This window comes from Sphingopyxis sp. H073 (assembly GCF_001468395.1).
GTDB lineage: Bacteria > Pseudomonadota > Alphaproteobacteria > Sphingomonadales > Sphingomonadaceae > Sphingopyxis.
The window spans coordinates 71,813-80,848 of record NZ_LNSG01000014.1; the positions used below are offsets into that span (position 1 = coordinate 71,813).

10 protein-coding genes are annotated in these 9,036 nt (G+C 65.5%); 2 read left to right on the forward strand and 8 right to left on the reverse strand.

The window, feature by feature from the left end; genetic code table 11:
- Positions 1–120: 120 nt before the first annotated feature.
- Both ATE64_RS19410 and ATE64_RS19415 read left to right on the forward strand, forming a co-directional pair.
- Complete coding sequence (locus ATE64_RS19410; protein WP_058456763.1) at positions 121–2,031, forward strand: proprotein convertase P-domain-containing protein; 1,911 nt, start codon at positions 121–123, stop codon at positions 2,029–2,031.
- 62 nt (positions 2,032–2,093) lie between these two features.
- Entirely contained in the window at positions 2,094–3,467 is a 1,374-nt protein-coding gene (locus ATE64_RS19415; protein WP_058456762.1) for a glutamate--cysteine ligase, read from the forward strand.
- A gap of 113 nt (positions 3,468–3,580) precedes the next feature.
- Here the strand turns inward: ATE64_RS19415 and ATE64_RS19420 are convergent, their stop codons facing one another.
- The 8 genes from ATE64_RS19420 to ATE64_RS19455 form a co-directional block, all read right to left on the reverse strand.
- A complete protein-coding gene (locus tag ATE64_RS19420; RefSeq protein WP_058456761.1) occupies positions 3,581–4,252 on the reverse strand; it encodes a glutathione S-transferase family protein in 672 nt (223 codons plus the stop codon).
- 113 nt (positions 4,253–4,365) lie between these two features.
- Positions 4,366–5,010: a ribosome biogenesis GTP-binding protein YihA/YsxC gene (gene yihA / locus ATE64_RS19425; RefSeq protein ID WP_058456760.1), complete on the reverse strand. Its 645-nt coding sequence runs from the start codon at positions 5,008–5,010 to the stop codon at positions 4,366–4,368.
- Positions 5,011–5,119: 109 nt separating this feature from the next.
- Positions 5,120–6,862 carry a membrane protein insertase YidC gene (gene yidC / locus ATE64_RS19430; RefSeq protein ID WP_058456759.1) on the reverse strand — a complete coding sequence of 581 codons (1,743 nt, stop codon included), beginning with the start codon at positions 6,860–6,862 and terminating at the stop codon, positions 5,120–5,122.
- A 45-nt stretch (positions 6,863–6,907) separates the two neighbouring features.
- Positions 6,908–7,120 (reverse strand): membrane protein insertion efficiency factor YidD, encoded by a 213-nt coding sequence (gene yidD, locus ATE64_RS19435; protein ID WP_058456758.1) that lies wholly within the window; start codon positions 7,118–7,120, stop codon positions 6,908–6,910.
- A 142-nt stretch (positions 7,121–7,262) separates the two neighbouring features.
- The gene (gene rnpA / locus ATE64_RS19440; RefSeq protein ID WP_058810749.1) at positions 7,263–7,610 is read right to left on the reverse strand and encodes a ribonuclease P protein component; all 348 of its coding nucleotides are present in this window, start codon (positions 7,608–7,610) and stop codon (positions 7,263–7,265) included.
- Positions 7,611–7,639: 29 nt separating this feature from the next.
- Positions 7,640–7,774, reverse strand: a complete 135-nt coding sequence (gene rpmH / locus ATE64_RS19445) for a 50S ribosomal protein L34 (RefSeq protein WP_003046693.1) — start codon at positions 7,772–7,774, stop codon at positions 7,640–7,642.
- Positions 7,775–7,875: 101 nt separating this feature from the next.
- Complete coding sequence (locus ATE64_RS19450) at positions 7,876–8,259, reverse strand: hypothetical protein (protein WP_231729190.1); 384 nt, start codon at positions 8,257–8,259, stop codon at positions 7,876–7,878.
- Between the two features lie 223 nt (positions 8,260–8,482).
- Positions 8,483–9,036: SMI1/KNR4 family protein (locus ATE64_RS19455; RefSeq protein ID WP_205626373.1), on the reverse strand; the 554-nt coding region annotated here is incomplete at its 5' end.

Consider the following 9,036-nt stretch of genomic DNA (forward strand, 5'->3'; position numbering starts at 1 on the left):
TGGCAGTTATTAACTTCAAATTAGGGATATCGGCCGCAAAGCCTGCTCATGCAACGGCGGGACCAGAGCCGAAGTCGCTGGCGTGGGGGCCGGCGGGCACTGCTGAGGCGGGCGGCGACCATGCTTGCCTGGCTGGCGCTGGCTCTCGTCGTTGCACCCGCTGCGGCGCAGACCAGCGCGACCTACAGCAACACGGCGGCCGGCACGATCAGCGAAACCGCCACCCCCTGTACCGGGCCGATGGTGCGCACCTTCACCGTCGCGGCAAACACGCAGGTTACCGACGTCAATATCGGCGTCCAGCTCGGCCACAGCTATCGCGGCGACCTTCGCGTCACGCTGACCTCGCCTGCGGGAACCGTCGTCAATCTCATCACCAATGTCGGCACCGGCGCCGACAATCTGAACGTGCTGTTCGACGACAGCGCGGCGGCGAGCATCTCGACCCACACGGCGAACGACAACACGTCGGCGGCGCCGCCGTACCAGCGGACCTTCCGCCCCGAGGGCGCGCTCGCCGACTTCAACGGACAGGGAACCGCCGGAACGTGGCAATTGCAGATCTGCGACTCGCTGAACGGCGACAGCGGCAGTTTCACGCGCGCCGACCTGACCCTGACCAGCGTACCGCTGTCACCCTATGCCGACCTGTCGCTCGCGAAATCGGTGAGCAACGCGAACCCTTCGTCGGGCGCCAGCATCAGCTATACGCTCAGCGTGACCAATGCCGCCGCCTCGGCGCTCACCGCGACGGGCGTGACGGTGCAGGACATGCTCCCCCCGGGCGTCACCTTCACCGGGGCGTCGGGGTTCGGCAGTTACAACAGCACCACCGGGGTCTGGACCGTCGGCAGCATCCCGCCGGGCACGACGCGCACGCTGACGATCAGCGGCACCGTATCGGCAACCGCGGGCGCGACGATCACCAACGTCGCAGAGGTCAGCGCCTCCTCGGCCTATGATTATGATTCGACCCCCGGCAACGGCGCTTCGGGCGAGGACGACTATGCCGCGGCGAGCTTCACCGTCGCCGGAACGCGGACCGCGGGAACCCCGCCGACGCTCGTCTGCCCGGCCGGGACGACGACGCTCGACTGGGACACCGTGACGTGGAGCGCGGGGACGACCAGCGGCAGCTATGCGCTGACCGCGATCGGCACGACCGGCTTCAACATCGCGATCAGCGGCGGCGCCTTCCTCAGCAACGCGACCTATGGCGGCCAGTCGCCGACCCGGCAGAATATCGTCACCGGCGCGCTGTCTCCGGCGCAATATTCGATCTTCGAGCTGGTCGATTTCACCAGCCAGGCGGGCTCGGTCACCTCGACGATCACCCTGCCCACCGCGGTCCCGGGCGCGCAGTTCCGGCTGTTCGACGTCGACTATGCAGCGGGGCAGTTCGCCGACCGCGTCACCGTGACGGGCAGCTTCAACGGCACGAACGTCACGCCGGTGCTGACGAACGGCACCGCCAACTATGTCATCGGGAGCACCGCCTATGGCGATGTCCTGTCGGCCGACGCCAGCGCCGACGGCACCGTGACCGTGACCTTCGCGGCGCCGGTGGACAGCATCACGATCGACTATGGCAGCCACGGCCTTGCTCCGGCCAATCCGGGGCAGCAGGGGATGGCGATCCACGACTTCCTCTTCTGCCGCCCGGTCGGCAATCTGCTGATCGCCAAGACGAGCAGCGTTGTCAGCGATCCGCTGAACGGCACCACCAACCCCAAAGCGGTCCCCGGCGCGACGATGCGCTATTGCCTGCTCGTCACCAACGGCGGCAGCGCGACCACGACGGGCATCCTCGTTTCCGATCCCCTGCCTGCCACCACCACCTTCGTTCCGGGGTCGCTGCGCAGCGGGACGAGCTGCGCGGGCGCGACCACGGCCGAGGACGACGATGCGGCGGGAGCGGACGAAAGCGACCCCTTCGGCGCGGCGATCGCGGGAACCACCGTGTCCGCCAGCACCGCGACCCTGGCCCCCGCGGCAGCGATGGCGGTAACGTTCGACGTCACGGTGAACTGACACCGTCGGCGCCCCTCATGACCCCGATTGCATTCTATACCGAATAGTCTAGATGGCGCGAAATGAGCACGCGCACCGCTTCCGACAGCCACGATCCGATCATCGAAAGCCGCGACCAGCTCGCGGCGCCCATGGCCAGGGGCGAGAAGCCGAGCGATCGCTGGCGGATCGGTACCGAGCACGAAAAATTCGTCTATCGCACCGCCGACCACCGCGCCCCCTCCTATGACGAGCCCGGCGGCATCCGCGACCTCTTGATGGCGCTTACGCGCTTCGGTTGGGAGCCGGTGATCGAGGGCGGGAATGTCATCGCGCTTGCCGGCAGCGACGGCACCGTCAGCCTCGAACCCGCGGGGCAGTTGGAGCTTTCCGGCGCCCCGCTCGAAAATCTCCACCAGACCTGCGCCGAGACCGGGCGGCACCTCAAGCAGGTAAAGGAAGTCGGCGCCGAACTCGGGCTCGGTTTTCTGGGGCTCGGCATGTGGCCCGACAAGACGCGCGCCGAGCTGCCGATCATGCCCAAGGGCCGCTACAAGATCATGCTGGAGCATATGCCGCGCGTCGGCAGCATGGGGCTCGACATGATGCTGCGCACCTGCACCATCCAGACCAACCTCGACTATTCGTCCGAGGCCGACATGGTGCAGAAATTCCGCGTCTCGCTCGCGCTCCAGCCGCTCGCCACCGCGCTCTTCGCCAGCTCGCCCTTCACCGAGGGAAAGCCCAATGGCTATATGTCGTATCGCAGCCATATCTGGACCGACACCGACCCCGCGCGCACCGGCATGTTGCCCTTCGTGTTCGAGGACGGCTTCGGCTACGACCGCTATGTCGACTATATGCTCGACGTGCCGATGTATTTCGTCTTCCGCGACGGCCGATATATCGATGCTGCGGGCCTCAGCTTCCGCGATTTCCTGAAAGGCGAGCTGTCGGCTCTTCCCGGCGAACTGCCGCGGCTTTCCGACTGGACCGACCATCTCTCGACCGCCTTCCCCGAGGTGCGGCTCAAGAGCTTCCTCGAAATGCGCGGCGCCGACGGCGGCCCGTGGAACCGCATCTGCGCGCTCCCCGCGCTGTGGGTCGGACTCCTCTACGACCAGGGCGCCCTCGACGCCGCCTGGGATCTCGTCAAGGGCTGGAGCATCGAGGAGCAGCAGGCGCTGCGCGATGCCGTCCCCAGCGAAGGCCTCGACGCCCCCGCGCCCGGCGGCGGCTCCGTCGGCCAGCTCGCGCACCGCGTGCTCGACATCGCCGCAGCGGGGCTCGCGGCGCGCGGACAGGTCAATTCGATGGGCGACAACGAGGTCGGCTTCCTCGAACCGCTGCGCCGCATCGCGGCGACGGGCAAATCGCCCGCCCACGACCTGCTCGACCGCTACGAGGGGCCGTGGGACCACGACCTGTCGAAAATCTACGACGAGCTGAGCTTCTGATCGCATCGTCCCGATCGGATGGGGACCTACCATTTGAAGCGAGCCCGTGTTTCCCCTCCCGCCTGCGGGCGGTGAGATAATGGGCGGCCATCGCCCGCAACGCGGCGATGGCCTCAGTCGGGCCCGGCCATCTCGAACTGTTCGATGACCCAGTCCTCGGCCTGCGCGCCGCCGATCCATTCCTGCATGCAGGGGTGGCTGATCACCGCCTGGCAATAAGGGATGGCGAAGCGCGGGAGCGGGATCGAGTAAGTGAGGAAGCGCGTGACGACGGGGGCGAACATGATGTCGGCCGCCGACCATTCGCCGAACAGATAATCCCCCTCGCCGCCGAAGCGCGCGCGCGCTTCGGCCCAGATCTGCAGGATGCGGATGACGTCGGCCTGCACCTCGGGCAGCAGGTCGGCCGCGGGGTAGATGCGGCGGATATTCATGCTGTGATTGCGGCGCAGCGCCGCGAAGCTCGAATGCATCTCGGCCGCCATCGAGCGGGCCATCCCACGCGCGGCCATATCGTCGGGCCAATAGCCGCGCGTACCGCCGGTCTTTTCGTTGAGATAGTCGATGATCGCCAGGCTGTCCCAGACGACGATGTCGTCGCCGTCCCACAGGATCGGCACCTTGCCGCCCGACGGCGCGAATTCGTCGCCCTCGCGGCGTTTCGACCAATCCTCGTCATAGAGCGGGACGGTCACCTCCTCGAAGGGCAGGCCGCTATGCTTGACCGCGAGCCAGCCGCGCAGGCTCCAGCTCGAATAGGCCTTGTTGCCGATGAACAGTTTCATGTCGCCTCCGGATTCCCCTCCCGCTTGCGGGAGGGGCTAGGGGAGGGCCTGTTTCAGCCCAATTCCCGTGACATGCCCTCCCCCGTCCCCTCCCGCAAGCGGGAGGGGAGAGATTAGCTCTCGACCGCCTCCAGCACCGCGGTACGCAGCTCGGCGATCCCCATGCCCTTTTCGCTGCTCGTCGCGATCACCTCGGGGTGCGCGGCAGGATGCTTGCGCGCCTCGGCCTCGGTCGCGGCGTGGACCGCGGCAAGGTCGCTCGCCTTGATCTTGTCGGTCTTGGTGAGCACGAGGCGGTAACTGACCGCGGCGATATCGAGCATTTCGAGCACCTCGCGGTCGACGTCCTTGATCCCGTGGCGGCTGTCGATCAGCACCAGGGTGCGCTTCAGCACCTGCCGGCCGCGCAGATAATCGTTCACGAGAAAGCGCCATTTCCTGACGACATCCTTCGGCGCCTTGGCAAAGCCATAGCCCGGCATGTCGACGAGCCGGAACACCAGCGGTTCGCCGACGTCAAAATAATTGAGCTCCTGCGTCCGCCCCGGCGTGACCGAGGTGCGGGCCAGCCCGTTGCGGTTCGTCAGCGCGTTGAGCAGCGACGACTTGCCGACGTTCGAGCGGCCCGCGAACGCGATCTCGGGGACGGTCGGCGCCGGCAGATGCTGGAGCGCGGGCGCCGATTTCAGGAAGGCGATCGGCCCCGCAAACAGCTTGCGGGCGCGTTCGGCTCGGTCGGGATCGATTTCGTCGGTCATAAGGCCTGTGCCCCTGCGCAGGCAGGGGCCCATCTCCTGTTGTTTAAGTCCGAAACCACCGGAGATGGGTCCCCGCCTTCGCGGGGACGCACACGCCAATGGGGCGGTTCTATTTCGCCGGCGCCGCCTTCAGCGCCGGGAACTTGCGATACATGAACTGCTGCTGCGCGATCGACAGGCAGTTGTTCGTGATCCAGTAGAGCAGCAGGCCCGCGGCGAAGGGCGCCATGATGAACATGAACATCCACGGCATGATCTTGAACACCTGCTGCTGCACCGGATCGGTCGCCTGCGGGTTGAGGCGGAATTGCAGGAACATCGTGATGCCGAGGATCAGCGCAAGCGGCCCGAGCGCCAGCAGCGACGGCGGCGTGAAGTCGAGCAGGCCGAACAGGTTCAGGAAATGCGCCGGATCGGGCGCCGACAGATCCTTGATCCACAGCGCGAAGGGCTGGTGCCGCATTTCGATCGTCAGCATCAGCACCTTGTAGAGCGCATAGAAGATCGGAATCTGGATGACGATCGGCAGACAGCCCGCGAGCGGATTGATCTTCTCGTCCTTGTAGAGCTTCATCAGCTCCTGCTGCTGGCGCGGCTTGTCGTCCTTGTAGCGTTCCTGCAGCGCCTTCATCTTCGGCTGGACGAGGCGCATCTGCGCCATCGAATGGAACTGGCGCTGCGCGATCGGGAACATCAGGCCGCGGATGATCAGCGTCAGCAGCATGATCGCGACGCCGAAATTGCCGACCATGCGGAACAGCCAGTCGAGCAGCTTGAAGATCGGCACCGCGAAAAATTCGAACCAGCCCCAGTCGATCGCGTTCGACAGGCGGGTAATGCCCTGGTCCTTCTCATAGCGCTGGAGGGTATAGACCTCTTTCGCGCCCGCGAAGATGCGCGTCGTCGTCGTGATCTGCTTGCCGGGTGCGACCTCGGCGAAATTGCGGGCGAACAGCGTCTGGTAATTGTTGGCTGCGGGCGAGGTGATCGACGCGCTGACGCGTTCGCCCTTGGCCGGGACGACCGCCGCGAGCCAATATTTGTCGGTGAAACCGAGCCAGCCGGCCGAATCATATTTCGCCGCCGTGCCCTCGTCGAGATCCTTGTAATTGACGTCGAACACCGATTTGCCGTCGAGATAGCCGGTCGGCCCGACATGGATCGTCCAGCTGTCCTGTTCGTGCGGATCGGTCGGCTTGCCGAGCCGGTCGATCAGCGCGAAGCTGCTTGCGCTGACCGGTGCCGCGCCGCTATTGGCGATCGTCTGTTTCGCGGTGATCAGATAGTTGGCGTCGATGCTATATTCGATGCGGAACGTCTGGCCGGTCGTGTTCGACCAGCTCAGCGTCACCGGCGTCGTCGGGGTCAGCTTGGCGCCCGACGCGGACCAGACCGTCGCGGGGCCCGGAACCTCGATGCCCTGCGCGGCCCAGCCGACGCTCGCGAAATAGGCGGCCTTGGTGTTGCCCGGCGCGAAGAGGCGCACCGGCGGCGCGTTCTTCTTGATCGTCTGGCGATATTTGGTGAGCGTCACATCGTCGATGCGCGCGCCGGCGAGGTTGATCGAGCCCGCGAGCGCCGGGGTCTCGATCGGCACGCGGTTGGCCGAGGCGACGGCGGCTTCGACGGGGACGATCGCCTGCACGGCGGGCGCGGCGGGGGTCGCGCCCGTTGCCGGCGGCGTGGCGGGCGTGCCCGGCGTGGCGGTCGCCGCGGTCGGCGAACCCGCGACGGTCTTGGTCACGTCGGGCTTCGTCGGAGTCGGGAAGAATTTCTGCGCGACGAAGTTCCAGCCCAGCAGGATGGCCGCCGACAGCAAGATTGCCGTGATCCAGTTACGCTTGTCGTCCACGCTCTTCGGTCTCTCTTCGTCTCAAAATATCGGGATAGGCCGCGCTCAAGGCACGGGGTCGTAGCCGTGACCGCCCCAGGGATGGCAGCGCAATAGCCGCTTTGTCGCGAGCCAGCCACCCTTGATCGCACCATGGCGTTTGAGCGCGACGATCGCATATTCGCTGCACGACGGGGCGTAGCGGCAGGTCGGCGGCAGGATGCGCGACGGGCCGAGTTGCCAGCCGCGGGCGATCAGGATGAGCAGCTTTGCGATCATGAACAAAGACCGGAAAACTGCCGAACTTCATTCGCGATTGCCCTTTGTTCGACACCCCGGACTTGATCCGGGGCCCATGCGACCGCGGTGGTTATGGACCCCGGATCAAGTCCGGGGTGACGATAAGGGAGAAGGGCAACGCTCATAACGCCTTCGCCGCCAGCTTCTTCGCCGCGCGCCTCAGCGCCGAATCGAGATGCTCGCCGAGTTCGGCAAAGGCGATGTCGTTGCCGCCGGGGCGCCCGATCAGCACATGGTCGGCGCCCGCGATGCCCGATTCGCGAAGCGCGGCGCGCGCAAGTTCGCGGAAGCGCCGCTTCATCCGGTTGCGAGTGACGGCGTTGCCGACCTTCTTGCTGACCGTAAAGCCGACGCCCGGCTCATCGTCGCCATCGCCGCGCGGGCGGACGAGCAGGACAAAGCCGGGCATGGGGAAGCGAAGGCCGCGGTTGGCGGCCAGAAATTCGCTGCGTTTCGATAGCGTTCGCACCAGACGGGCTGGCGCAGAAGCGCCGGCGCTTAGGCCGACAGCTTCTTGCGGCCGCGGGCGCGGCGAGCGGCCAGAACCTTGCGGCCGCCGACGGTGGCCTTGCGGGCGCGGAAGCCGTGACGGCGCTTGCGCACGAGGCGGCTCGGTTGATAGGTGCGCTTCATCGCGGTTTTCCCTAGATCTTGTCAAATGCCGTAACAGAAAAGGGCCGCCAGACGTGGGCGGCCACTGTTGGACGCGCCGATAAGCGGGATTCGGTGCAAAGTCAATCGCCATCAAGCGACTCCAGGGCGGCCCGTGCCCGCCGCCGCGCGGCGCTGACGCGGCGCATGATCCGGTCGGCGCGCTCGCCGTAGCGCGGGTGGCTGCGCTTGAAGCGGACATAGCGCCGCTTCGCCCACGCGCTGTTCTGGAGGCAGAGCATCAGGCCGACGGGGAAGAGGATGATGAAGCCGGGGCCGGGAAGCACGCCGACGACCGGCGCGGCGACGATCAGCAGCACGCCGAGCAGGAAGAGCGCGAGGCGAACCTGCGCATTACGCCGCAAGCGCTGGTAGAGGCTCCGTTTCGCCATAGGGGCGATGTGGGGAGCCTGCGGCGTGTTGCAAGGATAAAGCAGTTCGGCACGCGCGCGCCGACGATCGCGCATGTCCGCTTTGGGGTGGTTTCCAGCCTTTCAATTCTCGTCATGCTGAACTTGTTTCAGCATCCATGGGCTGACCTTTCATCGGCCGCTGCGGTGAAGGAGGCGACGGACCATGGATCCTGAAACAAGTTCAGGATGACGATGCTGGAAATGTCGCCTTCCGGTCGATAGCGGTCATGTAAAGGCGTCGGCGTCTGACCGACCGAAATGGGGTGGGGAGCGGACGTCAGAACTCGGGCGTGAACGACGGATCGATCCAAGCGCTTTTGACTTGCCCCGGAGCGAGCTTCACAGCCGACACGTCAAATGGTGTCAGCTTTTCCGCGAAGGCCATTGCGCTCTCTGCCACCTGCTCATCTGGTCCTTCTAATTCATGATCCCAGAAATGGACGGAACCAGTCAGCGGCGCGACGTAGAAGTAGTTTCCACAATCGTCCTCAGCGAATGGTATTACGCGGGTAGGAAACCCATCGATCCCTGCGCCAAGATTGGATGCCTCACACACAGGGATGAATCGTGAAATCCCAATTTCATTATTCGACGTTTTTATACTGTTTGCCTCGGGCTCGGCGCCGTCGTGTAGCAGCACAAAATCGAGGTAGCTTGCCGGAAGCGAATGCCCGATCCGGTCAGCTAGCAGGCGCAATTCTTCCTCGGCAGGCCCCGGCATAATTGGTATAGAAACAGTCATAGAAACTCCCCCATGACACAGCATTGCAGAGACGGTGCACGTCCGCAATCGGTCGTTTACGGACATTGCCGCCGCCCCCCCCCCCCTAA

Excerpts from the sequence above, each read along its gene's own strand:
- ATE64_RS19410 (WP_058456763.1), top strand. The coding sequence starts at position 121 with ATGCTTGCCTGGCTGGCGCTGGCTCTCGTCGTTGCACCCGCTGCGGCG.
- ATE64_RS19415 (WP_058456762.1), top strand. The coding sequence starts at position 2,094 with ATGAGCACGCGCACCGCTTCCGACAGCCACGATCCGATCATCGAAAGC.
- ATE64_RS19420 (WP_058456761.1), bottom strand. The coding sequence starts at position 4,252 with ATGAAACTGTTCATCGGCAACAAGGCCTATTCGAGCTGGAGCCTGCGC.
- yihA (WP_058456760.1), bottom strand. The coding sequence starts at position 5,010 with ATGACCGACGAAATCGATCCCGACCGAGCCGAACGCGCCCGCAAGCTG.
- yidD (WP_058456758.1), bottom strand. The coding sequence starts at position 7,120 with ATGATCGCAAAGCTGCTCATCCTGATCGCCCGCGGCTGGCAACTCGGC.
- rpmH (WP_003046693.1), bottom strand. The coding sequence starts at position 7,774 with ATGAAGCGCACCTATCAACCGAGCCGCCTCGTGCGCAAGCGCCGTCAC.
- ATE64_RS19450 (WP_231729190.1), bottom strand. The coding sequence starts at position 8,259 with ATGCGCGATCGTCGGCGCGCGCGTGCCGAACTGCTTTATCCTTGCAAC.